Here is a 21,774-nt window from a genome sequence, read left to right on the forward strand (position 1 = left end):
AGGGCACGGGACATGACCGCTCTGGCGCCGGAGATCCCGGTTTGGGACACGCCGGTCACCCATCGGTTCGGTGTTGCCCTGGGCATGCACGCGAACCCGTACACGGGTGACCTCCTGCGCGCGATCCGCGGCGCCGCCGCCCGCGCGGGCTGTGACCTGATGCTCGCCGACACCCGTGACTCCGTGAGCGAAGAGGCCGCCGCGGTGCGCGCGTTGCGAGCCGACCGCGTCGACGGCGTGCTGCTCGTGCCCGCGCCGGGCGACGACGCCGTGATCAACGGCCTGGTGCGCATGGGCCTGCCCACGGTGCTGGTCGACCGCATCGCCGGGCGCAACGACGTCGACCAGGTGGGGTCCGAGAACATCCAGGCGGTGTCGTCGCTGGTCGAGCACCTCGCGGCGCGGCGCCACCGCCGCATCGCCATGATCACGGGCGCGGCGGACTCCGCGGTGAGCGAAGAGCGCACCCTCGGCTACCGGCTCGGACTGGACCGCGCCGGCCTGCGCTACAACTCCGAACTCGTCGCCGGCGGCATGTCCTCGCCGGGCGGCGCCGCGCGCGCCGCCGCCAAACTGCTCGACGGCTGGCCCTCGCCGTCGGCCATCGTCGTGGCCGGCGAGGCGATGCTGATCGGCGTCCAGTGGGAAGCGCACCGCCGCGGCATCCGCATCGGTTCCGAACTGGCGCTGGTCGGGTTCGGCGACGTCGCGTGGGCGCGGACGGTTTCCCCCGCCGCGACGACGATGGCGCAACCGATCGCCGAGATCGGCCGGCGCGCGGTGCAGCTGCTGATGGCTCGGGTCCGGGAGCCGGACCGCCGGCCCGAAGCGGTCCGGCTGGCGCCGCGCTTCATGCACGGGGCTTCGTGCGGCTGCTGACTTTCAGCCCAGCGTCGCCGCGGCTTCGAGCAGCAACCACGCTCCTGTTTGGACGGACAAGTCCCGCTCGGGCGCTCCGCTCTCCGGCGGGTCCGGCGGCGCGGGAGCGGCCCATTCCGCGCTGAACAGCGGGCCGGTGAGCGTTGTCGTCGCGCCACCCCAGCACGCGTCGGCCGAGGTGAGGACGAGGTGCTTCGCCTTGTCCGCCGCCGGCCCGGTGAGCTTCTTGGCCGCGAGGGCGAGGTACCGGGCGAGGATGGCCCCGAAGAGCCCCCCGTCGCCGCCGTTCTGGCCCCGGATGATGCCCCCGGGCGCGAGGTACTCGGCGACGGCGTCGATCGTGCTCGCCGCGTTGTCCACATCGGATTGTTCGAGGCAGGCACCGAGGTAGACGCCTTGGCAGTAGGTGAAGATGTTCTTGACCAGCTCCCCGGTGTCGACCCGCAGGCCGTCCCAGACGAGGCCCGTCGCAGGATCTTTGAGGGTGTGCGTGAGCCAGCTCGTCATCTCCGCCGCCCGGCTCGCGTCACCCTCCCGCGCGTGGAAGATCGCGGCGGGCCCGTTGGCGGGCGCGTTCTTGAACTTGTCCCCCCGGCGCCACCAGATCCCGCCGCCAGCATCATCAGTCCAGCCTTCGTGCAACTGCTCATCGATCGCCGCGATCGCATCATCCACATCGGACAACTCGAGCGCACGAACCCGCTGCAGCGCGAGACCGAGCCATGCGACGTCGTCGTAGAAGTCGTTGGTCCACTTCCCGAAGTTCCGGAACCGCACCGACTTCACGAACCGGGCGATGACCTTCGCCCGATCCTCGCGCGGATCCCGCACCTGCGCGTCGACGAGGCAGTCGAGCAGATGCGCCTGCCACCAGTAGTTCCAATGCCAATGCCACCGCTGCCCAAAACTCGGCGGCCACCCACTCCGCCCGAGCACCGTGCCCGGCACACCCCACACCGGCCGCAGGTGCCGCACCCGCACCGCCCGTTCGGCCACCGCGGCCCGCTCAGCCCCATCCATCCCTGGATTGTGCCCGTTCGCGCACCACATCGCGCCCTGATCCGATCGACACGGGTTCCTGACAACCCGTGCCTACGGTCGACGTGACCAAGATCGACTGATGGGAGTTCCCCCGTGAATCTCAAGCGCCTCACCACCGCCGGCCTCCTGAGCGTCGTCGCCGCGGCCGGCTCGTTCGCCCTACTCGCCCCGGCCGCCGATGCTGCCACGCCAGCACCGGCACCGGTCGCGCAGCACAACGCTGGTCCGGCTTCGACTCCCGTTCGCGGGACTGCTGCTCCGACCCCAGCTCGACAGGCCGCGGCACGGCACGCTGCGACTCCGGCTCCCGTTCGTGGGACTGCCACACCGGCCCCGGCTCGACGGGCCACGACTCCGACGCCTGCCGACGGGACTGCGGCTCCGGCCCCGGCACGACGCATTGCGGCTCCCGCGCCCGCCAGTGGGGACAGCACTCCGGCCCCGGCACGGCGGGCCACGACTCCGGCCCCGGCACGACGCGCTGCGACTCCCGCGCCTGCCAGTCGGACCGCGGCTCCGGCTGCGGCGCGGCGCGCTGCCACCCCGGCACCTGCCAGCCGAACTACGGCTCCGGCTCGACGGGCCGCCAGCCCTGCCCCTGCCAACCGGACTGCCACACCGGCCCCGGCGCGACGCACCTCTGCTTCCGCGCCGGCCCAGCACCGCTCAGCGGCGGCGATCCGCCACACCGCGGCCACCGCCCCGGCTGCACACCGCACAACCCCGGCACCCACCCGCCGCACCGAGGCCACGGCGCCGAGCGCAGCGAAGCGCTCCACCATCGCCCAAGCAATCACCGCCCGCCGCGCCGCAGCAGCCCTGCAGCACACCACCCCGCAACCGACGCGCTGACCACCCAAACCCGCACCGCGGAACGCCCCCGCAACACCACTACGAAAACCAACCAGGCACCCAGCCCCCGCTCAGCACCTCGATCCCCGCCTTCTCCGCGGTCTGGACCACGTGTCAAGGTACTCTTTCCCGCCTTGACACGTGGTCCAGACCGTGGTGACCATCAGGGGTCGGGGTGCCCACGTGACCTACGCCCGACGATGGTGCGCGCCAGCGCGCCGAGTCGTGGGCGTCCTTCAAGTCTCGCCTTGAGAGCCTGGGGTTCGACGTCTGCGTTTCAACGTCTGCGTTTCACGTCCGCGTTTCAACGTCACGTCTTCAAACGGACGCCTCGCCGCGCTAGCGCGCGACATTGCGCCCGAGACTCGTCCTGCACCCCGAAGCCGATGATGGTAACGACGGTCTGGATCATCTTGTCAAGGCTGGAAAGCGTGCCTTGACAAGATGATCCAGACCGCGTGGAGGCTTCGGATCGAGGTGCAGGGCGGAGTCTGGGTGCACTGAGATCTGCGTGGGTCCGCGCCGGTTTCGTATACGCGTTGCCGATTCCCGTACGAAGAGCGCCGGTTTTCAGGCGAAGGAAGCGGTTTCGCCCACCGGGACAAACCGCCCCAAGCCAACCTCACACAACCCGCACAAAACCCCTACCAAGCCCTCGACAAATCCGCATGCTGTCTCACCCAACTGTGCATCACGATCCCCGCCGCAACCCCCGCGTTGATCGACCGCGTCGTCCCGAACTGGGCGATCGACACCACCATCGCCGCCACCTCTTGCGCCTCCGCCGACAGCCCCGGGCCCTCCTGCCCGAACAGCAGCACGCAGTCGCGCGGCAGTTCGGCCACTTCCACCGGCGACGAACCCGGTGTGTTGTCCACCGCGACCACCGTCAGGCCGGCCGCGGTGGCGAACGACGCCAGGCCCGAGACGTCATCGTGGTGGCGGAGGTGCTGGTAGCGGTCCGTGACCATCGCGCCGCGGCGGTTCCAGCGGCGGCGGCCGACGATGTGGACCTCGGCGGCGGCGAAGGCGTTCGCCGTGCGGACCACGGTGCCGATGTTGTGGTCGTGCTGGAAGTTTTCGATCGCGACGTGGAACGGGTGCCGTCGGGCGTCCACATCGGACACGATGGACTCGCGGCGCCAGTAGCGGTAGGCGTCGACGACGTTGCGCCGGTCGCCGTTCGCCAGCAGCTCCGGGTCGTAGCGCGGGTCGGTGGGCCAAGGGCCCTCCCAGGGGCCCACGCCGACCGGTTCACGGCCCGCCCACTCGGTCGGGCCGGCTTCGGGATCATCGCTCACGGGGAACGATTCTGGCTCAGCCCAGGCGGACGCGGTGAGTCGGCGTGTCGTGGCGGTGGCGCCAGCGCACGTAGGCGCCGATGTACGAGAAGATCACCAGCGCCAGCGCGATCACGGCCACGGCGGGCAGCAGTGAGCGCGGCACGACCGTGTCGTACAGGTAGTACGCGTTGAAGCCGCCGGGCAGATCGCCCAGGCCCTCCTGGTGGCGGAAGACGTTCTCGGCGGCGGTGAGCGGGCACGGGATCGGCGCGACGTTGACCAGCACGCCCCAGATCGCGAAGAAGATGTGGACGAACGCAACCTTCGGCCAGCGCCAGGCGAGGAAGCCACCGAGGCCGATGAACAGCAGCGCGATGATGTGCAGCGCCACCGTCACGTCGGCGAGGAAGTGTGCCACCGAAGGATTCACCGCCGCCCCCTTTCCGTGCCCCTACCAGCGACGTTACTCCTGATCACCGGCACGCGAGAGCGAATAACGCTCACCCGCTGTGATGTTCAACCCACAGGAGCAACGGGTTCACCCGAGGCGTAGCGGAGCGGTCACTCCGGGTATGAAGATCGTGCCGGGAACTTCCGCTACCGCACTCGATCACTCGCGGTGGGCTCTTCGTCCGCAAGGTGTACGTCGGTGACGGCGATGTTGACTTCGACGACCTCCAGGCCCGTCATGCGCTCGATCGCGTCGGTGACGTCGCGGCGCACCCGGCGCGCGAGATCCGCGATGGCCACGCCGTACTCCACGACGAGTTCGAGGTCCACCGCCGCCTGTTTCTCACCGACCTCCACGGCCACGCCCTGCCCCGCGCTCGCCGACGCGCCGGGGATGCGGTCACGCAGCGCGCCCAGCGCCCGCGCCGCCCCGCCGCCGAGCGCGTGCACGCCCGGCACGTCGCGCGTCGCGAGGCCGGCGATCTTCTGCACCACCACGTCGGCGATCGTCGTGGTGCCCTGCTCCGTCACGAGCCCCGGTGCGACGACGAGCGCAGCGGACTTTTCGGCAGTGGTCATCGAGTTCTCCCTCGGATCGGCCAACGATTCCCGTCACCGCTATCGACCCGGCAGGCGGGTGATCGTCACGCTCCGATCGGGTGAAGCTCAGCCGAACGCGCCGCCGTCGAGGTCCGCGACGACGAGCCGCAGCTTCGCGCCCGCCCACTCCGTGCCCGCGAGCACGGGCCGGACCACGGCTTCGGCCTGTTCGAGCAAGGGCGGCAACGGCAGCCGCGTGGCGATCAGCCGCACCTGCACCGTGTCCGGGCCCAGCTCCACGGCCGCGGCCACGCCCAGGGCCACCGCCGGACGCAACCCCGCCACCTCGTCGAGCGCCGCGACGATCCCGTCGGCGACGGCCCGGCTCACCGGCGCGTCCATTCGATGTCCACAATGGACACCAGAACGGCGTCGACCGCGAGGCCCGTCTGCGCGGCCACTTCACGCGTCACCGCTCGCTGCACCGCCCGGCCCACGGCCGCCGCCTGGTCGGCCGCCGAGGTCACCACGTCGACCTCCACCGACAGCGCCCCGGCCGACGTCCGCACGCGCACGCCGTCGATCGGCGCCGGGTCCAGCCCCTGCCACCGGCCGCGCGCCGTGCGCGTCCACGCCGTGACGAGGCCGCGCAGCCCCGGCTCGAGCCGCACGACCCCGGGGGTGTCGAGCGCCGCACGCGCCGCGACGCCCGCGACCACGGGGTCGGCGATCACGTATTCGACCTCCGCGGTCATTCCCCGTCCTCGTACACGTCTTCCACCAGCAGGTCCAGCTTCGCCAGCGAGAGCCCGACGCGCGCCGTGGCGGCGGCCGTGACGAGCTCCCGCACCCGGGCCAACGTCTCGGCGCCCGCAGCGTTCCCGAGCCGCACCGCGAGGGTGAGCTCGACTTCGACGACGCCGGCGCCCTCGGGCGTCACGCCGACCGTCCGGACGCGACAGCGGCGGGCCCGTACGCCGCCCGCGGAGTCGGCGGCGTACCGCAGCACCACCGCGACGGCCGCTTCGCTCACCGCCACGCCGCCGGGCTCCGGTGTCGGCAAGTCGAGCACCCGGCCGCGGCGCGCCTCCGCGCGCACGGCCGACATGATGCGCCCGACGAGGTCCGGCGGCGGCGGATCGGGTTCGTCGATGAGCTCCCGCGTCGCCTCGCGCAGCGCCAGCAGGCTCTCGCGCGCGCCGCGGCAGTGCGGGCAGGTCTCGGCGTGCCCGGTTTCGTCCGGCCGGTCCGAGTCGAGCCGGGCCCAGACGTCGTCCAGGTCGCGGCCGCACGGCAGTTCGTAGGTCGTGCTCTCGTTCACCGCCACGGCTTCATCACCTCCGCCAGCTGCGCGCGGGCCCGGGCGATGCGACCCCGGACGGCGACGGGGTTCGCACCGACGACCTCGGCGATCTCCTCGTAGGAGCGGCCGTGGACCTCACGCAGGAGCCAGCACGCGCGCTGCTGCGGCGTGAGCTGCTGCAGCGCCTCGGTGAGCGCCGCCAGCTGGCCGCTGACCTGCGCGGCGTGCTCGGGTTGCGCGTCGGTGCGGGGTGACTCGGCCAGGTCGAGGTCGACGTCGGCCTGGGGCCGGCGCGCGCGGATCACGTTGAGGCAGCGGTTGGCCGTGCTGCGGTAGAGCCAGCCGACGAACGCGCTGTCGTCGTTGAGCTGCGCGAGCTTGCGCCAGGCGCCGAGGAAGACCTCCTGCACGACGTCCTCGGCGTCGCCGCGGTGGTTGAGCATCTTCGCGGCGAGCCGGAACATCGGGCCCTGGTAGCGCAGCACGAGCTGCTCGTAGGCGCGGACGTCGCCATCGCGCGCCCGCCCGACGAGCGTGGCGTCGTCGAGCTGCGTCCCGGTCGCGGTCACGGCACCCCCTTCCACCAGGGGGACACGGCCGGGCGGGTGATCGTCACGCACGCATTCTCGGGGAACGCGCGCGAACGCGCTCAGTCCAGGCCGAGGTCGTCCTTGCTCAGGAGGTAGCGGTACTCGAGGCCTTCCTTCTCGATGGCCTCGCGCGCGCCCGTGTCGCGGTCCACGACGGTCGCGACGCCCGCGACGATCGCCCCGGCCTCGCGCAGCGCCTCGACGGCCGTGAGCACGCTGCCGCCGGTCGTCGACGTGTCCTCCACGGCCAGCACCCGCTGCCCGCGCACCTCGACACCCTCGATGCGGCGCTGCATGCCGTGTTCCTTCACCGCCTTGCGGACGACGAACGCGTCGAGCACGACCCCGTCGGTCGCCGCGGAGTGCAGCATCGCCAGCGCCACCGGGTCGGCGCCGAGCGTCAGCCCGCCTGCGGCCACGTAGTCCCAGTCGGCGGTGAGCTGCCGGAGCAGCTTGCCGATCAGCGGCGCGGCCGCGTGGTGCAGGGTCGCCCGGCGGAGGTCGACGTAGTAGTCGGCTTCCTTGCCGGACGCGAGGGTCACCTTGCCGTGCACCACGGCCAGTTCGGTGACCAGCCTGGCCAGTTCGAGCTTCGCTGTTTGATCCAACCCGGGGTACGCCACGGGCGAGAGTCTTACACACTCCGCCGCGCGCACCGGCGCGTCACTCGTCGAGCGCGACAGCCGTCACGGGCCGCGCCCGCGTCGCCACCCACGCGGGGACCACCGACGCGCCCAGCGCGAGCACTGCCGCGATGGCGATCACGGTGAGGTAGACCGCCGCCGGGCCGATCGGGAGCGGCGAGCCCGTCGCCACCAGGCAGAAGGGCACGATCGCGCCCGCCGACACGACCGTGCCGAGCAGGATCCCGATCGCCGCGATCACGCCGCCCTCGACGCCGGCCATGCGCAGCACCTGCGTGCGCGTGAAGCCGCCGAGGCGCTGGAGCCCGAACTCGCGCCGGCGGCGCGCGGTGGCCATCACGAGCGTGTTCACCACGGAGATCACGGTGTAGCCGATGATCATGGCGAGCATCAGGTAGTTGACCCACGCGCCGATCTCGTCGTCCGCGGCGTGCGCGGCGAGCAGCGCCTCGCGGTCGCCGACCGTCACGGGCTCGCCCGCGGTGGCCGCGGTGAGGCTCGCTGCGAGCCGGGCGTGGTCCACGCCGGGCGCGGCCCGCACGAGCACCTGCGGCGCGAGACCGGCGGTGGTGTGCGCGGCGAGCAGGCCGGCGGGGAACAGCAGCGCCTCGAAGCCCGGGCGCTGAGCGACCAGCGCGACGACGCGAACGGTCACGTCGTGCCCGTCGCCGAGCCGGAGCGTGACGGGATCACCGACACCGCGGTGCAGTTCGGCGGCCACGGTGTCCGGCAGCGCGACGGTGTCGCCGGTGAGCGCGCCGAGGCTGCCCCCGGTGACGGCGGCCGACGTCGTGCCGGCGGCGCTCGCGGCGGTGAGGCCGAGGGCGGGGTGACCGTCCCGGCTGTCGTCGAAGGGCGCGGTGACGAAGACCGTGCTGGTCGCGTACTCCGAAGCGGCTGCCACGCCGGGTGCCTGCTGCACGCGGTGGAGCAGCTCGGGGCTGACGCCTGCGGGAGCGGCGACCACGGCGTCGGCGCGCAGGTCCTCGGTGAACGCCTGCTGCGACACGGCTTGCTGCGTGGTCTGGAGGTAGATGTTGCCCGTGGCGATGCCCACCGCGAGCACGATCGGCGTGACCGCGCCCGACACCCGCGTGGCGGTGGCGCGCGTGTTCACGACCGCCAGCCACCCGGTGACGCCCCCGAACAGCCGCACCGGGCCGTGGAGCAGCGCCGCCACCAGCTTCGTGACGCCGGGGCTGATCGCTGCGACGCCGATCGCCCACAACAGCACCGCGGGTCCCGCCGTGCTCGCCGCGACGGGACCGGTCATCACCGCGAGCGTGACGATCCCGAGCGCTGTCCCGCCGCCGAAGCAGAGCACCGCGAGGACGAACCGCACCGGCGTGAGCCACCGGCGTTCGACACTCGCCTCGGCCAGCGCCTCCGTCGGCCGGATGCGGCTCACGCGCCGGGCCGCGACCAGCGCCGCGATCAGGACGGCCAGCGCCGTGGCTCCGGCCGCGACGGTCATCGGCAGCCAGCCCTGGTGGAACCGGACGACTTCCGGGACGACACCCGCGTTCACGAGGCGGCCGAAGAGCCAGCGGCCGAGCAGCGGCCCGAGCGCGACCGCCGCGGCGATCGCGAGCACGCCGATCGTCATGGCCTCGCCGAGCACCATCCGCCGCAGCTGCCGGGGGGTCGTGCCGATGGCGCGCAGCAGAGCCAGTTCGCGCCGGCGTTGCTGCGTGGCCAGCGCGAGCGTGCTCGCGACGACGAAGAGCGCGACCAGCACCGAAAGCCCACCGGAAACGGCGGAGAGGGCCACGAGGCCTTCACCGGCCGCCTCGGCTTGCGGGAACTCGGCACGGCCGCGGTCGTCGCCGGTGAGCGCGACGACGCCGGGCCCGAGGTTCAGGCGGGCGGCCACGGTTTCGGGGTTTTCCGTGGTGAACACACCGAAGTCGTCGACCTGACCACCGGCGAGGCTCTCGGCGTCGGCTTCGGTGAAGAACACCTCGGGCTGGGTCGCGCCGGCGATTCCGGCGACGCGGTACTGGCCGGTGGTGCCGTGAGCCGCGAGCTGGATCATCGCGCCCGGCTGCGCGGGCAGCCCGGCGACCACGACCTCCCCGGGCCCCGGTGCGTGGCCCGCGGTCAGCGAAGACGGCGTCAGCACAGCGGAGTTCCACCCGTGCCCGGCCGCCGGACCGCCGGGGGTCACGACCGGCACGGTCACGTCACCGACCACCGCGGACACGCCGGGCGTCGAGCGAATGCGGTCGGCCAGCCCCGGGTCGAGCCGCACGCGCTCGGGCAACAGGACGCTTTCCGTTTTGGGGTCTTCTTCGGCCGGATCCCTTTTGGGCAGCTCGGTTTCCTGCTGCCCGGCGACGACGATCGGCGCGGCTGCCAGCCGTTGCGGCGGCGCGTCGGCCAGGATGCCCGTCTCCATCAGGCCGCCGCAGGCGGACACGATGACGGCGCCGAGGAACGCGGCCACGAACGTCGCGAGGAAACCACCCTTGCGCAGCCGGAGCGTGCGCAGCGCGAGCCGGAACATCACGCACCACCCACGGCGGCGCGGCCCCACGCGCCCAGGTGCGTCATGCGCTCGGCCACGGCCTCGGCCGTGGGGCGCACGAGCTCGCCGGCGACGCGGCCGTCGGCGAGGAAAACCACGCGATCGGCGTGCGCCGCGGCGACCGGGTCGTGCGTCACCATCACCACCGTGAGCCCGCTGCGGACGGACGCACCCAGCAGCGCCAGCACTTCGGCCGCGGTGCGGGTGTCGAGGGCGCCGGTGGGTTCGTCGGCGAAGAGCACGGCCGGGCGCGTGAGCAGCGCCCGCGCGATCGCGACGCGCTGCTGCTGGCCGCCGGACAGCTCGCCGGGCCGGTGCCGGCGCCGCTCGGCGAGCCCGACGTGCGCGAGCATCCGCGCCACGAGCGCTTTGTCGACCCGGCGGCCGGCCAGCCGCAGCGGCAGCGCCACGTTCTGCTCGACGGTGAGCGCGGGCAGCAGGTTGAACGCCTGGAACACGAACCCGACCTTGTCGCGGCGCAGCTTCGTCAGCTGCGTTTCCGACAGGGCGGCGAGGTCCTGGCCGTCGAGGTGCACGGTGCCCGCCGTCGGCCGGTCGAGGCCCGCCGCGCAGTGCAGGAACGTCGTCTTGCCCGACCCCGACGGTCCCATCACGGCGGTGAAACCGCCGCGCGGGAACGACAGGTCGACGTCGTCGAGCGCGGCCACGCGCCCGTAAACCTTGCGCACGGCGCGCAGCCGCACCGCCTCATCCGTCGTCATGCGGGAAACGCTAGGCATCGGCGGCGGTTCGCACCCTGGTGCCAGCTCGCCGGGACGCGGTGGGGCCAGCCCTACCTCACGTGCGCTTGCGGTTGCCGAACCCGGCCGAGAGCCGGCGCAGGACACCGCGCGGCAAGAGGCCGCCGACGGCCACCAAAGCCTTGTACTGCAGGCTCGGCACGGAGATCACCTTGCCGCGGCGCAGGTCCGTCAGTGCTTCGTCCACGACCTGCTCGACGCCGAGCCAGAAGGCTTTGGGGCCTTCCTTCTCGAGGCCCGCGCGCTCGTGGAACTCGGTGGTGGTGAAGCCGGGGCACAGGGCCATCATGCGCAGGCCCGGCGGGAGCGACGTCGCGATGCCCTCGGTGAAGGACGTGACCCAGTTCTTGCTGGCGGTGTAGGTGGAGCCGCGGCCGGAGAAGAAGCCGGCGACGCTGGAGACGTTGATGACGTCGCCGCGGCCGCGCTCGACCATGCCCGGCAGGGCGGCGCGGGTGAGGCGCAGGACGGCGGTGACGTTCACGTCGAGCTGGCGCTGCAGCGCGTCGGGCGAGATCTGCCAGAAGTCGCCGGAGAGGCCGAAGCCGGCGTTGTTGACCAGGAGGTCGACGGGGCCCGCGGCGAGGCGTTCTTCGACGGCGGCGCGTCCGTCTACTTCGGACAGATCAGCCGGCAGCACCTCGACGGCCACGCCGTGGCGCTCACGCAGCTGCCCGGCGAACGCGTCGAGGCGCTCCCGGTCACGGGCGACGAGCACGAGGTCGTACTTCTCGGCGGCGAGCGTGCGCGCGAACTGCGCTCCGATGCCAGCGGTGGCTCCGGTGATCACGGCGGTGACGGTCATGGGCCGAACCTACCTGCAAGTGCGTTTGTCCAAGTCGCGAAGTATGGTCCGGCGCATGGGCAAGCACACCCAGCGAACCCCCGGCCACCTGCCGACCGTGGCCACCGGTGCCGCACCCGGCGCACTGCTGCCCACCACCCCCGCTCCGTCCCTGGCCGACCCCACTCTTCCCCTCGACGGCCTGCCGCTGGCCGCTGTCCCGGACCCCCTGGCCACGGCGGCCCGCGAACTGTCGGTGGGGCCTTCGCTCGCTGCGGTGGTGTCGGATTTCGTCCTGTGCGACCCTTCGAATTCACTCACTGCGGTGAAGTCGGCGAACGGCTTTTCTCCAGCGCCGCGTTTGGGTTCGCCGGCGGAGCTGATGACCGCCGATTCGTCGCGGATGGCCGCTTCGGCCCTCGACGGTTCCGTGCGGGAGGGTGCTTGGCTGCCGTACCCCGCGGGTGCGGCCGCGCCCCCGGATTCCGGCCGCTTCACCGGCGATCTGCACGGAGGCATGGGCCAGCACCGGCCGTCGTGCCCCACCACGGACACCGGCCCGGCGGCCGTGGTGGTGAACTCGGAGCAGCGCGGGATGGGGCAGTTCGCCGGCTCGCTGGAGCTGTCACCCGCCGACGTCCCGCCCAACTCCGGCCGGCGCCATGCCACTTCGACTGATGCGGGGCCGGTTTCAGGACTGTTGGCTGCTACACAGTCGTTGCCAGCCAACGGGTTCCGCGGAGAACTGTCCACGGACGACCTCGCGCCGGCACGCCCTTCCACGACCACGGAGGCGTGGCCCCGGCCCGGCCAGCCGCGATCTGCTGAGGTGGGAACGCCGCTGGAGATGGCGCCGCCACCGCTGGTGTGAAGCCGCCGCGGCCGAGGTGTGCCGGCTGAGACGAAACGGCCGAACGGGCTGAGACGGAAACGGCCGCCCCGGGTGGGGCGGCCGGTTGCGCGTCAGGACTCTTCTTGGGGTTCCGGGTCGTCCGGCTTGCTCGGTGCGGCCGGGACGGAGCCGTAGGTGCTCGGGCCGCTCGACGGCGTCCGAGGCTGGGGTGGCTGGTTCTCGGCGCGTTCCGGGTTCGCGGCGGGGGTGTCCGCGGGGTTGGGCGTGCGCGTGCTGAGGGGGGTGGTCGCGCGGGTGTCCGCGGGACTGGTCGCCCGGGTGTCGACGGGGGTCGTCGCCCGGGTGTCCGCGGGACTGGCCGCGCGGGTGTCGACCGGGGTCGTCGCGCGGGTGTCCGCGGGGGACGGCGCGCGCGTGGCGGCCGGGGCGGGCGTGCCGGCGGCGGGGGTGTAGGGGGGAGCGGAGTCGTAGTCCTCGTCGAACGGGTCGACGATGTCGGCGATCTCGCCGAGGTCGCGCAGCAGGCGCTCGAGCCGTGACGGCCCGGCGTTCGGGACGACGCTCGCCAGCACCCACTCGTTCTCGAGCCAGGCGACGCCGACGTCGCCGCCCAGCTGGTCGGCCGCGTCGACGAGCTCTTGCGTGATGACCAGGCGCGCGCCCTCGGAGTCGTCGGCGAACGCGTAGCGCTGGCCGATCGGGCCGAGCATCTCCGGCATGTTCTCGCGCTGGAACGGCACGCTCGACAGCCACATCTCGACGGGCACGCGGTGCGTCTTGTTGCAGCGCACAGCCACGACGGTCGCCGGGATCTGCCCCTCCGACTCGATGTCGAAGATGAACACGGGCCGCCGGCCGTCGGACGTGAACGTGGAGCCCGCGACGACGTTCACGGCCGCGTCGGCGCCGAAGTAGCCGATCGCGCCGCCCGACCACTGCCGGGGGAGGCGCTCGTCCTCCTCCACGAACTGCCAGCCGCGCAGCTGGGCCCAGCGCATGCGCTCGCGGTTGCGCGAGCCTTCCTTCGCCCGGTCCGCCGCGAGCAGCCCGAGCCCCGCCACCAGCGCCACGGCGGCGACGACGAACCAGATCCACGCCGAGATACCCACGGCGGTCAGGGTATCGCTGCCGGGCCTCCACACCCGGGCGCCCGCACCGTGTCGGCGCGCCCCTTTCGAGGCGACCCACCCACCCCAGGTCGACAAATCGGCATATCCGCCGGATTTTTTCACCCCCGGCACCGGTTGCGGCTCCCACCGGCTCCTCCGCACCGACCCGCGACGAGCGTGGCACCACCGGTCACTTCATTCGCCCGCTCGGGCTTCGCCGGCCCTCGCGCCTTCCACGGCTTCGAGACTCGGCCCGAACGGTCCACTCGCGCTGCACCCGGGGCGGCGACGGTCCACTCACAACGACAGCCGCCACGGACGGACCATTCGCGACAGGGCACCAACGGCCCGATCACGCACCTGCGCCACCGGACCGGCCGCACCCCGCCACAGCACGACCCGTCCCCTCGTACCCCGCGCGACGGCCGGCGCCCCGCCCATTCGCGATGCATCGGCGGCACCAACAGTCCACTCGTGTAGCGAGCGTTGGCGCCAGCGGTCCACTCGCGCCGCAGTTGTGGCATCAGCAGTCCACTCGCGGGCTTTCCGTGCCTCAACGGACCACTCGCTCAGGAAGATCCGGCGCCAACGGACCATTCGCGCAAGTAGGAGCCGCGATGGGACCGCTCGCAGGAGCTGCGCGGTGCGAACGGTCCCATCGCGCCGCAAGTTCCGGCGCCAACGGTCCGGTCCCTCGGCCACGTCCGGGACCGGCGGTCCGCTCGCGCGGGCGGTCCGGCACCGGCGGTCCACTCGCACCGCAAATTCCGGCACCAACGATCCGGGCGCGCGGCAACATCCGAGACCGGCGGTCCACTCGCGCGGCCGGTCCGGCGCCAACGGTCCCGTCGCTCGGCAACGTCCGGCACCGGCGGTCCACTCGCGCGGCCGGGGCGGCACCAGCGGTCCACTCGCACCGCAAGTTCCGGCACCAACAGTCCGGTCACGCGGCAACGTCCGGGACCGGCGGTCCACTCCGCGCGGGCTTTCCGTGCATAGCGGTCCACTCGCGCGGCCGGCGCCGTGCGAAAGGACAACTCGCTACTTCGCCGCGGCACGAATGGGCCACTCGCGTAGGCGACACGGCGCGAAGGGACCGTTCGCGCGGCCCACGGCGGGCGGTGAGGACGAAACCGGCCCGGGCACGCGAAACGGCCCTCCCACCGAAGTGGAAGGGCCGTTCGCGATCACAGCACAGCCAACAGCACCAACAGCCGTCAGGCTCGTTCGACCGTCAGGGTGTCCCCGGCTTCCAGGGCCGGGATGTCGACCCGCACGGTGTCGCCGTCGCGGATGGCGCCGGAGAGGAGCTGCTTCGCGAGCCGGTCGCCGATCGCGGACTGGACGAGCCGGCGCAGGGGGCGGGCGCCGTAGATCGGGTCGAAGCCGTTCAGGGCGAGCCACTCGCGGGCGCCGTCGGTGACGTCCAGGTGGAGGCGGCGCTGGGCGAGCCGCGCGGTGAGCCGGGCGATCTGGATGTCCACAATGGACGTCAGCTGCTCGGTGCCGAGGGCGTGGAACACGACGATGTCGTCGAGCCGGTTCAGGAACTCCGGCTTGAACTGCCGCTGCACCGACTCGAGCACCGCGTCGCGGCGCTGGTTCTCGTCGAGCGACGGGTCGGCGATCGCCTGCGAACCGAGGTTCGAGGTCAGGATCAGGATGGTGTTGCGGAAGTCCACCGTCCGGCCCTGGCCGTCGGTCAGGCGGCCGTCGTCGAGGACCTGCAGGAGCACGTCGAACACGTCCGGGTGCGCCTTTTCGACCTCGTCGAGCAGCACGACCGTGTAAGGCCGACGCCGCACGGCCTCGGTGAGCTGGCCGCCCTGGTCGTAGCCGACGTAGCCCGGAGGGGCGCCGACCAAGCGCGCCACCGAGTGCTTCTCGGAGTACTCGCTCATGTCGATGCGCTGCATCGCGCGCTCGTCGTCGAACAGGAACTCCGCCAGCGCCTTCGCCAGCTCCGTCTTGCCGACACCCGTGGGGCCGAGGAACAGGAACGAACCCGTCGGCCGATCGGGGTCGGCCACGCCGGCCCGCGCCCGCCGCACCGCGTCGGACACCACCTGCACGGCCTGGTCCTGCCCGATCACGCGGCGGTTGAGCTCCTCCTCCATGCGGAGCAGCTTGCCCGTCTCGCCCTCGAGCAGCCGGCCGGCGGGAATGCCGGTCCACGCGCTGACCACGTCGGCGACGTCGTCCGCGCCCACCTCTTCCTTCAGCATCACGTTCTGCTGGCTGGCCTCGTTCGCGGCCGTCGCGGCCTCGAACTCCTTCTCCAGCGCGGGAATCCGGCCGTAACGGAGCTCGGCGGCCTTGCCCAGGTCACCGTCGCGCTCGGCGCGCTCCGACTCGCCGCGCAGCTGCTCCAGCTGCTCCTTGAGCTCGCGGACGCGCTCGATCGAACCCTTCTCGTTCTGCCAGCGGGCGGTCAGCGCCGTGAGCTCCTCACGCTTCTCGGCCAGCTCGGCGCGCAACGCGGACAGGCGCTCGAGCGAAGCGGCATCGTCCTCCTTGGACAGTGCCATCTCCTCGATCTCCATGCGCCGCACCGCGCGCTCGACCTCGTCGATCTCCACGGGCCGCGAGTCGATCTCCATGCGCAGCTTGGACGCGGCCTCGTCGACCAGGTCGATCGCCTTGTCCGGCAGGAACCGGGCGGTGATGTAGCGGTCGGACAGCGTCGCGGCGGCCACCAGCGCGGCGTCCGTGATGCGGACACCGTGGTGCACCTCGTAGCGCTCCTTCAGCCCGCGCAGGATCGCGATCGTGTCCTCCGGCGACGGCTCGCCCACCAGCACCTGCTGGAAGCGCCGCTCCAGAGCCGCGTCCTTCTCGATGTGCTGGCGGTACTCGTCGAGCGTGGTCGCGCCGACCATCCGCAGCTCACCGCGCGCGAGCATCGGCTTGATCATGTTGCCGGCGTCCATCGCGCCCTCGCCGGTCGCGCCGGCGCCCACGATGGTGTGCAGCTCGTCGATGAACGTGATGACCTCACCGGCCGAGTCGGTGATCTCCTTGAGGACGGCCTTCAGCCGCTCCTCGAACTCACCGCGGTACTTCGCGCCGGCCACCATGGAACCGAGGTCCAGGGCCACCACTCGCTTGCCGCGCAACGACTCGGGCACGTCTCCGGCGACGATGCGCTGGGCCAGGCCCTCCACGATCGCCGTCTTGCCGACGCCCGGCTCACCGATCAGCACCGGGTTGTTCTTGGTCCGCCGGGAAAGCACCTGCACGACGCGGCGGATCTCCGTGTCGCGGCCGATCACCGGATCGAGCTCACCCGCGCGGGCGCGCTCGGTCAGGTCGACGCCGTACTTCTCCAGCGCCTTGAACGTGCTCTCCGGGTCGGGGCTCGTGATGCGAGCGGAGCCGCGCACCTTCGCGAACGCCTCGCGCAGCGCGTCGGGCGTCGCGCCGTGGCGCTTCAGCAGGTCGGCCACCTGGCCACCCTCGGTGGCGAGGCCGACGAGCAGGTGCTCGGTCGACACGTACTCGTCACCGAGTTCGGTGGCGAGCTTCTGCGCCTGCGTCAGCGACTTCACGGCGTTCGTGTCGAACTGCGGGCTCGACACGGTGGCGCCCGTCGCGGACGGCAGAGACTGGATGATCGGGTCGAGCTCCTTGTGCACCACCGCCGGGTCGGCCCCGACCGCGGTCAGCAGTGGGGCGGTGAGCCCCTCACCCTGCGCCAGCAGGGCGCCCAGCAGGTGGGCGGCCGAAACGTGCGGGTTGCCGGCCATCGTGGCCGCCTGCGCCGCCGACGAGATCGCCTGCTGGGTCTTCGTGGTCGGGTTGAAAGCGTCCATCCCTCACCTCATGCGCTCTGTGAAAAGTCCAGGTGACAGCCCTGACCAAGGACCATCGACAGGTACAACGTCAGAAAACTTGAGTCTGTTCCGCTCAACTCTGAACGGGTCTGACGGCGTCCCTCGGCAACCTCGGTCCCAGCCTGCCCAGGCCGACCACGGCGAGGCAAGCGCAACCCCCGACCAGCACCCAGGGTAACCACGACGACACGGAGAACAGCGACACCACCACCGGCGCCACCACCTGCGCGAACGTGAACGCGTACTGGAACGCGGCCAGGTACCGGCCCTTCGCCTCCGGCGGCGCCGCGGCCTCGGCCAGCGCGCCGGAGCGCGGCCCGAAGACCAGATCGCCCGCCGCGTACACGAGCGTCGCGGCCAGCAGGTAACCCGCCTGCCAGCTGGGCGGCACCAGCAGCACGCCCAGGCTGACGACGCACCACGCGGCGAACAGCGCCGAGCCGCCGCGCATCGCGTCGACCCGGTTGAGCCGGCGCGTGAGCCGCAGCGCCGCCGTGCCGCCGACGCTCGTGACGACCGTGAGCAGGAACAGGATCGCGCCGGGCAGCCACGTCGGCCCGTGGAGCAGGTCGAGGACGAACACCGGCGTGCCGATCAGGAAGAAGTCCAGTGACAGCCCGAACATTCCGCTGAGCAGGATGAGCGCCAGGTAGGGGCGGTCGCGCAGCACACCACTGGTCCGCACGCGGGGCGCCACGCGGTGCACGGGTTTCACGACGCTCGTGATCAGCGCCGCGGCGACCACGAACGTCACGACGTCCACCGCCAGCGCGACGCTGTACCCGCTGTCGCCGAACCACGTGAGGAACCCCGACGACGTCAGCCCACCGAGCCCGAAGCCGCCCGCGCGCACCATGCCGACCTCCGCGAACGGCCGGTCCTTCGGCACGTCGCCCGCGACCTCCGCGATCAGCGCGTAGAGCGAGCTGTGGAACAGCTGCTGGCCCGCCGCGAGCAAGATCGCGGCGATGACCACCTCGGCGACCCCGTCGGCCACCAGGTACGCGACGGTCCCGGCGGCCTGCAGCAGCTGCGCCCCGGCGACGACCGCACGCGGCCCCGTGCGGTCCACCAGCCGCCCGGCCAGCGGCGGCACGACGAGCCCCGCGAGCGTTCCGACGGTGACCGCCGTGCCCGCGAGCGCGAGCGGGATGCCGACGACGCGCGTGACGTACACCAGCGCGAGCGGCAGGAACAGCCCGGAGCCGAAGTTGTCGATCCCCAGTGCACACAGCAGAACGACCCGGCTCCGCGCCACGCGACGAACGCTACCGCCGCGGCCCCGTCCGAGGTCAGGGCCGGACGGAGACTTCCGGGGCGCCCGAATGCCACTGGCGGTAGAGCGCCGTTCCCCGGCCGTGTGGTGGCCGCGTCCGACCGGTTGAGCGGGAGGGGCCCCGGGGAAGTGGAGCCGGCTTGCGCGGCAGGGGAATCCTTCGAACCGTGGCAGCAGCCTGACCACACGGCTGAGCCCCGGCCGAGGCGGCCGGGGCTCAGCGATCCGCGGGAGAACTCAGCTCAGGTTCAGCGTGCCCGAGTGCCGGGCGAACTCCGGCTCTTCCTCCAGCACCACGTCGAGGTGGGCCGGGGAACCGGTGCTGACCACGAGGACCTCGGCGTGCGGCGCGTGGCCGTACGCGGTGACTGTCAGCGTGTACGAGCCGGCCGGGACGCCCGCCAGTTCGTACCCGCCGTCGCCGCCGGTGAGGTGGGACGCGAGGACCGTGCCGGCCGGGTCGGTGAGGGTCAGGGCGGCGCCGGCGACCGCGGCGTGGCGGCCGGAGGTGCGGACGCGGCCCTGGACCCCGCCGGTCCCGCCGAGGAGCAGGTCGTGCCAGACGGGCGAGCCGGTGAGGCGCACGGTCGACACCGCGGGCGGCAGCGCGCCCGACGTCGCCAGCAGCACGTGCTCACCCGCCGAGCCCGCCGACAGCGCGAACTCGCCGGTGCGGGCGCTGCGGCCGACGTCGACCTGGCGGCCCGACGCGTCGGTCAGCGTGAGCGTCACCCCCGCCACGGGCCGGCCGTCGGCGTCGAGGACGCGGCCGCGCAGGGCGGTCGTGACCTCGGCCGCGAGTACCTGCGCGACGGCGGGCGTGGTGTCGGCGTCGAGAGTCCGGCGCAAGGGAACCTCCTTCATGAACACCACCGCCAGCAGCGTCACCACGGCGATGAAGCCGGCGAACAGGAACACGGTGCCGGTCGCGTCGCCGAACGCGGCGCGCACGATCGGCTGCAGCGCGGCGGGCAGGCCGTCGATGTCGAACGTCCCGCCACCGCCGTGCACCGCGTCGCCGGCCGGGATCCCGAGGCGGGCCAGCGACGACGTGATGTTCGTGGCCACGTGGGCCGAGAGCACCGCGCCGAGCGCCGAGACGCCCGCGGCGCCGCCGAGCGAGCGGAAGAACGTGACCACCGACGACGACGAACCCATGTCGCGCATCGCCACGGTGTTCTGCACGACCAGCACCAGGTTCTGCATCAGGAACCCGAGCCCGATGCCGACGAGCGCGAGGTAGCAGCCCATCAGCGTCAGGTTCGTCGCGTGGTCCACCGTGCTGAGCAGGAACAGCCCCGCCAGCAGCGACGTGCCACCGGCGACCATGAACGGCTTCGTGCGGCCCGTGCGCGAGATGACCTGCCCGGCGCTCGTCGACGCCAGGGCGAGACCCAGCACCAGCGGCAGCGTCATCAGGCCCGCGTGCGTCGGCGAGAAGCCGCGCGAGATCTGGTAGTACTGCCCGAGGAAAACCGACCCGCCGAACATCGCGGTGCCGACGGCCAGCGAGCCCAGCACCGCCAGCGTGAAGGTGCGGTTGCGGAACAGCCGCAGCGGCACCACCGGCTCGGCCGCCCGCGATTCCACGAGCACCGCCAGCGCCAGCGCGACGACCGCGCCCGCCACGTACGCGACGCTCGTCCACGAAGCCCACGCGAAGCTCGCGCCGGCCAGCGAAACCCAGATCAGCAGCAGCGCCACGCCACCGACGAGCAGGGTCGCGCCCAGCCAGTCGATGCGCACCTTGCGCTTGAGCACCGGCAGCTTGAGCGTGCGGCCGAGCACGATGAACGCGATCACGGCGATCGGCACGCAGACCCAGAAGCACCAGCGCCAGCCGAGCGGCGAGTCGACGATCAGACCGCCGATCAACGGCCCGGAAACGGTCGCGACAGCGAACACCGCGCCCGTGTAACCCGAGTAGCGGCCGCGGTCGCGCGGGGCGATCATCGCGGCGATCACGACCTGGATCAGCGCCTGCAGGCCACCGAGCCCGACGCCCTGCAGCGCGCGGAACGCGATCAGCTCGGGCATCGACTGGGAGATGCCGCCCAGCGCCGAGCCGATCGTGAAGATCACGATGGCCAGCTGGTAGAGCAGCTTCTTGCTGAACAGGTCGGAGAGCTTGCCCCAGATCGGGGTGGTCGCGGTCGACGTCAGCAGCGTCGCGGTGACCACCCACGTGTACTCGCTCTGCGAACCGTGCAGGTCGGCGAGGATGGTCGGCAGCGCGTTGGACACGATCGTCGACGACAGCATCGCCACCAGCAGGGCGAGCAGCAGGCCCGAGAAGGCCTTCATGATCTGCCGGTGGCTCATCTGCTCACCGGCGACTTCGGTACTCACTTGCGTTTGGTCACTTCCCGACTTCCGCTTTGTCCGCGGCGCACTCGGGGGGCCCGAGCACGGTGCGCAGACCGTTGTTCAGTTCCGCGAGCCGGGTCGTCAGGTCGGCGATCCGCGCTTCGTCCCAACCGCCGAGGGCCTTCTCGAAGAAGGCGATGTAGCGGTCCCGCCACTTCTCGACCTCGGCTCGGCCCTTCTCGGAGATGCTGATCAGCGACGCGCGCCCGTCCTCCGGAGCGGGGCGGCGGTCGACCAGGCCGGCGGCCTGCAGCTGCGAGATCTGGCGGCTGACCACCGAGAGGTCCACGAGCTTGCGCTTGGCCAGCTCGGAGGGGCGGGCTTCACCGTGCTTCGCGAGGTCCGAGAGCAGCATCCCGGCGGCCGGGTGCAGGCCGGGTTCGGCCTCCCAGGCCTGCATGATCCACAGGTGCTGCAGCTGCGAAGCAGACCTGAGCTCCCGCATCAGTTCGACCCTGACGTCGTCGGCAGAGCTCATGGGTTTCCTCCCGGGCCGGACGCTGCTCGTCGTCCAATTGGTTGTGCAATACAAGTTTATCTCCGGATGGTTGCGTAGGGCAACTATCTATCCGGTGACCTGCCCCACGCGACGAACCGAGTGGTAACCCGACCGGAGCAACGATGCGGGCAAAGGGCCGCGGGGCGGCTACTCTGCGGACGAACCGCGATCGGGGGACGCGGC

General features: G+C 72.2%; 18 protein-coding genes and 1 pseudogene. 2 read left to right on the forward strand and 17 right to left on the reverse strand.

Annotation, left to right across the window (positions count from 1 at the left end; all coding sequences use genetic code 11):
- The first annotated feature begins 12 nt into the window (after positions 1 to 12).
- On the forward strand, positions 13 to 879 hold the full coding sequence (locus tag ACIA77_RS09970) for a LacI family DNA-binding transcriptional regulator (protein ID WP_395885422.1): 867 nt from the start codon (positions 13 to 15) through the stop codon (positions 877 to 879).
- Between the two features lie 3 nt (positions 880 to 882).
- Here the strand turns inward: ACIA77_RS09970 and ACIA77_RS09975 are convergent, their stop codons facing one another.
- The 12 genes from ACIA77_RS09975 to ACIA77_RS10030 all read right to left on the reverse strand — a co-directional run bounded on the left by ACIA77_RS09975 (position 883) and on the right by ACIA77_RS10030 (position 11,675).
- Positions 883 to 1,899, reverse strand: coding sequence for a glycoside hydrolase family 76 protein (locus ACIA77_RS09975; RefSeq protein ID WP_395885423.1), 1,017 nt, complete (start codon positions 1,897 to 1,899; stop codon positions 883 to 885).
- A gap of 1,517 nt (positions 1,900 to 3,416) precedes the next feature.
- Complete coding sequence (locus ACIA77_RS09980) at positions 3,417 to 4,073, reverse strand: TrmH family RNA methyltransferase (RefSeq protein WP_395885424.1); 657 nt, start codon at positions 4,071 to 4,073, stop codon at positions 3,417 to 3,419.
- 16 nt (positions 4,074 to 4,089) lie between these two features.
- Positions 4,090 to 4,473 carry a DUF2784 domain-containing protein gene (locus tag ACIA77_RS09985; RefSeq protein ID WP_395885425.1) on the reverse strand — a complete coding sequence of 128 codons (384 nt, stop codon included), beginning with the start codon at positions 4,471 to 4,473 and terminating at the stop codon, positions 4,090 to 4,092.
- 179 nt (positions 4,474 to 4,652) lie between these two features.
- A complete protein-coding gene (locus tag ACIA77_RS09990) occupies positions 4,653 to 5,084 on the reverse strand; it encodes an Asp23/Gls24 family envelope stress response protein (RefSeq protein WP_395885426.1) in 432 nt (143 codons plus the stop codon).
- Positions 5,085 to 5,171: 87 nt separating this feature from the next.
- A complete protein-coding gene (locus ACIA77_RS09995) occupies positions 5,172 to 5,447 on the reverse strand; it encodes a hypothetical protein (RefSeq protein ID WP_395885427.1) in 276 nt (91 codons plus the stop codon).
- Positions 5,432 to 5,800 (reverse strand): Asp23/Gls24 family envelope stress response protein, encoded by a 369-nt coding sequence (locus ACIA77_RS10000; RefSeq protein WP_395885428.1) that lies wholly within the window; start codon positions 5,798 to 5,800, stop codon positions 5,432 to 5,434. The genes ACIA77_RS09995 and ACIA77_RS10000 overlap by 16 nt, the downstream gene beginning before the upstream one ends.
- Positions 5,797 to 6,372: an Asp23/Gls24 family envelope stress response protein gene (locus ACIA77_RS10005; protein WP_395885429.1), complete on the reverse strand. Its 576-nt coding sequence runs from the start codon at positions 6,370 to 6,372 to the stop codon at positions 5,797 to 5,799. Before ACIA77_RS10005 ends, ACIA77_RS10000 begins: the two co-directional genes overlap by 4 nt.
- The gene (locus tag ACIA77_RS10010) at positions 6,363 to 6,917 is read right to left on the reverse strand and encodes an RNA polymerase sigma factor (protein ID WP_395885430.1); all 555 of its coding nucleotides are present in this window, start codon (positions 6,915 to 6,917) and stop codon (positions 6,363 to 6,365) included. The genes ACIA77_RS10005 and ACIA77_RS10010 overlap by 10 nt, the downstream gene beginning before the upstream one ends.
- Positions 6,918 to 6,997: 80 nt before the next feature.
- Positions 6,998 to 7,561, reverse strand: a complete 564-nt coding sequence (gene pyrE / locus ACIA77_RS10015) for an orotate phosphoribosyltransferase (protein ID WP_395885431.1) — start codon at positions 7,559 to 7,561, stop codon at positions 6,998 to 7,000.
- A 40-nt stretch (positions 7,562 to 7,601) separates the two neighbouring features.
- Positions 7,602 to 10,088, reverse strand: a complete 2,487-nt coding sequence (locus ACIA77_RS10020; RefSeq protein ID WP_395885432.1) for an ABC transporter permease — start codon at positions 10,086 to 10,088, stop codon at positions 7,602 to 7,604.
- Positions 10,088 to 10,831, reverse strand: a complete 744-nt coding sequence (locus ACIA77_RS10025; RefSeq protein WP_395885433.1) for an ABC transporter ATP-binding protein — start codon at positions 10,829 to 10,831, stop codon at positions 10,088 to 10,090. The genes ACIA77_RS10020 and ACIA77_RS10025 overlap by 1 nt, the downstream gene beginning before the upstream one ends.
- Positions 10,832 to 10,907: 76 nt before the next feature.
- A complete protein-coding gene (locus ACIA77_RS10030) occupies positions 10,908 to 11,675 on the reverse strand; it encodes an SDR family NAD(P)-dependent oxidoreductase (RefSeq protein WP_395885434.1) in 768 nt (255 codons plus the stop codon).
- Between ACIA77_RS10030 and ACIA77_RS10035 the strand changes: the two genes are divergently transcribed.
- The gene (locus ACIA77_RS10035; protein ID WP_395885435.1) at positions 11,653 to 12,525 is read left to right on the forward strand and encodes a hypothetical protein; all 873 of its coding nucleotides are present in this window, start codon (positions 11,653 to 11,655) and stop codon (positions 12,523 to 12,525) included. The two genes, ACIA77_RS10030 and ACIA77_RS10035, sit on opposite strands and share 23 nt — an antisense overlap.
- 440 nt (positions 12,526 to 12,965) lie before the next feature.
- Here ACIA77_RS10035 and ACIA77_RS10040 read toward each other — a convergent pair.
- The 5 genes and pseudogenes from ACIA77_RS10040 to ACIA77_RS10060 all read right to left on the reverse strand — a co-directional run.
- Positions 12,966 to 13,616, reverse strand: a pseudogene (locus ACIA77_RS10040) (hypothetical protein); the annotation flags it as partial.
- A gap of 1,217 nt (positions 13,617 to 14,833) precedes the next feature.
- Positions 14,834 to 17,428 (reverse strand): ATP-dependent chaperone ClpB, encoded by a 2,595-nt coding sequence (gene clpB / locus ACIA77_RS10045; protein ID WP_395885436.1) that lies wholly within the window; start codon positions 17,426 to 17,428, stop codon positions 14,834 to 14,836.
- Between the two features lie 94 nt (positions 17,429 to 17,522).
- Complete coding sequence (locus ACIA77_RS10050; protein ID WP_395885437.1) at positions 17,523 to 18,707, reverse strand: MFS transporter; 1,185 nt, start codon at positions 18,705 to 18,707, stop codon at positions 17,523 to 17,525.
- Between the two features lie 255 nt (positions 18,708 to 18,962).
- On the reverse strand, positions 18,963 to 21,047 hold the full coding sequence (locus ACIA77_RS10055) for an MFS transporter (RefSeq protein ID WP_395885640.1): 2,085 nt from the start codon (positions 21,045 to 21,047) through the stop codon (positions 18,963 to 18,965).
- A gap of 37 nt (positions 21,048 to 21,084) precedes the next feature.
- Positions 21,085 to 21,570: a MarR family winged helix-turn-helix transcriptional regulator gene (locus tag ACIA77_RS10060; RefSeq protein WP_395885438.1), complete on the reverse strand. Its 486-nt coding sequence runs from the start codon at positions 21,568 to 21,570 to the stop codon at positions 21,085 to 21,087.
- Positions 21,571 to 21,774 lie beyond the last annotated feature (204 nt).

Origin of the sequence: Amycolatopsis sp. NPDC051903 (assembly GCF_044452505.1) — a bacterium.
Classification (GTDB): Bacteria; Actinomycetota; Actinomycetes; order Mycobacteriales; family Pseudonocardiaceae; genus Amycolatopsis.

What these genes read in the sequence shown, in the direction of transcription:
- ACIA77_RS09995 (WP_395885427.1), bottom strand. Translation starts at nt 5,447, where the DNA reads ATGGACGCGCCGGTGAGCCGGGCCGTCGCCGACGGGATCGTCGCGGCG.
- ACIA77_RS10020 (WP_395885432.1), bottom strand. Translation starts at nt 10,088, where the DNA reads ATGTTCCGGCTCGCGCTGCGCACGCTCCGGCTGCGCAAGGGTGGTTTC.
- ACIA77_RS10055 (WP_395885640.1), bottom strand. Translation starts at nt 21,047, where the DNA reads ATGAGCCACCGGCAGATCATGAAGGCCTTCTCGGGCCTGCTGCTCGCC.
- ACIA77_RS10025 (WP_395885433.1), bottom strand. Translation starts at nt 10,831, where the DNA reads ATGACGACGGATGAGGCGGTGCGGCTGCGCGCCGTGCGCAAGGTTTAC.
- ACIA77_RS09970 (WP_395885422.1), top strand. Translation starts at nt 13, where the DNA reads ATGACCGCTCTGGCGCCGGAGATCCCGGTTTGGGACACGCCGGTCACC.
- ACIA77_RS10060 (WP_395885438.1), bottom strand. Translation starts at nt 21,570, where the DNA reads ATGAGCTCTGCCGACGACGTCAGGGTCGAACTGATGCGGGAGCTCAGG.
- ACIA77_RS10030 (WP_395885434.1), bottom strand. Translation starts at nt 11,675, where the DNA reads ATGACCGTCACCGCCGTGATCACCGGAGCCACCGCTGGCATCGGAGCG.
- ACIA77_RS09990 (WP_395885426.1), bottom strand. Translation starts at nt 5,084, where the DNA reads ATGACCACTGCCGAAAAGTCCGCTGCGCTCGTCGTCGCACCGGGGCTC.
- ACIA77_RS09975 (WP_395885423.1), bottom strand. Translation starts at nt 1,899, where the DNA reads ATGGATGGGGCTGAGCGGGCCGCGGTGGCCGAACGGGCGGTGCGGGTG.
- clpB (WP_395885436.1), bottom strand. Translation starts at nt 17,428, where the DNA reads ATGGACGCTTTCAACCCGACCACGAAGACCCAGCAGGCGATCTCGTCG.
- ACIA77_RS10000 (WP_395885428.1), bottom strand. Translation starts at nt 5,800, where the DNA reads ATGACCGCGGAGGTCGAATACGTGATCGCCGACCCCGTGGTCGCGGGC.